Source organism: Dietzia sp. DQ12-76, assembly GCF_014145045.1.
Classification (GTDB): domain Bacteria; phylum Actinomycetota; class Actinomycetes; order Mycobacteriales; family Mycobacteriaceae; genus Dietzia.
The window spans coordinates 1-1,442 of sequence record NZ_JAALDV010000340.1 but is presented as its reverse complement, the minus strand read 5'-3'; the positions used below and the strand labels follow the sequence as shown (position 1 = coordinate 1,442).

The 1,442-nt window shown below is 72.5% G+C and carries 2 protein-coding genes; both read right to left on the bottom strand.

From position 1 onward, the window contains the following. Positions 1–102: 102 nt before the first annotated feature. Positions 103–636, bottom strand: a complete 534-nt coding sequence (locus tag G6019_RS11760) for a hypothetical protein (protein WP_182612703.1) — start codon at positions 634–636, stop codon at positions 103–105. A 76-nt stretch (positions 637–712) separates the two neighbouring features. Next, the coding region (locus tag G6019_RS11755; protein WP_182627661.1) for an NAD(P)H-hydrate dehydratase at positions 713–1,442 on the bottom strand (730 nt) is incomplete at its 5' end.

Here is a 1,442-nt window from a genome sequence, read left to right as displayed (position 1 = left end):
TAAGCCGCTCAGGGAGACCGACCACCCGGAGTCCACGACGTCGCTCTGATCTGACCCCGCCAAGACCGTGCCGCTGCCCTGAACCGGCTCTTATCGCGGGGCTCAGCCGGCGGCCAGGGCGAACCGCCGACCCCGCGGTTGCGGCCCGGTACTGAGGACCAGCTCGTCGGCGCCCGACTCCCGGCCGGCGGGACCGGTGGTCTCCGTGGTGGCGGTGACCTCCTCGGCGCCGGGGATCGCGTCGTCCGCGGTCTGCTCGCCCGTCAGTGTGTCGGCCTCGGAGTCGCCGGGGTGCTCGGCCACCGCGACGATCGTCCCCTCCCGTTCCAGATCGATGAGCGCGGTGCGCGCCGCCCTCGCATATCGCAGGTGCCGCATGGCGGGGGTGTCGGTGGCGGGGCCGGAGGGGTCCACGTCCGCGAGCCGCAGCGGTTCACCGGAGGGGGCCTCGTAGGCCTCACACACCGACTCGACGATCTCGTCGACTCCCAGGCTGTCCCACTCTCCGAGCTTGTCCACGACGATCATGCGGGCACGGTGCAGGGTGCCGGGATCCGGGACGGTGGCGTCATCGATGGCGGAACGGATCTTCTCGGCACGGGGCTCGTCGGCACGGGACTTGTCGGTGGAACTCATGACCCGAGCCTGCCAGTCCCGGCGCCGGGGCGCAGCCGGTCGCGCCCGCGACCGGTGCGCGACGGTGGACGGATGCTCAGGAGGAGAGCTCAGCCATGACGTGGGGGATCTCCGACAACAGCTCTCTGGCCAGAAATCCGGTGGGACCGACCCGCACCGCGAGCCGTTCACCGGCCCTACCGTGGGCGAAGGTGGCCCACGCGGCGGCCTGAGCGGGATCCGCCCCACGAGCGAGCAGCCCGGTGATGACTCCGGCCTTGACGTCACCCGAGCCGGACACTCCGAGCCCGGGGGTGCCCGATTCGTCACGCCAGAGACCGCCCTCTGGTGACGCGATCCACGAGGTGGCCGCCCCGGAGACCACCACTGCCCGGGTGCGCCGGGCGAGGTCTGTGACGCACCGGGGGGTGTCGGCCTCGACGTCGGACTCGGGGACGTCGAGAGTCCTCGCCAGTTCCCGGGTGTTCGGGGTGAGAACACAGCGACCCTCGAGGTGGGCGACGCCGTCCGGGTTCGCGGTCAGGTACGCCAGGGCGAGAGCGTCGAGGACGAGCGTGCAGTCGAGATCGGGGACCACTCGGCGGAGCAGTGCCCCGGCGACCTCGACGTTGCCGAGGCCGGGGCCGAGGACCACGGCGGCACACCCCTGCGCCAGCTCGGCGACCGTCTCCGCGCCGTCCGGCGACAGTTCGCCCGCATCGTCCTCCGGGAGCCCCACCGTCATCGATTCCGGGACCTGCAGGGCCAACCCCGGCGCCACGGAGGATGCCGTCGCGATCTGGAGTTTGCCCGCCCCGGCGCGCAGC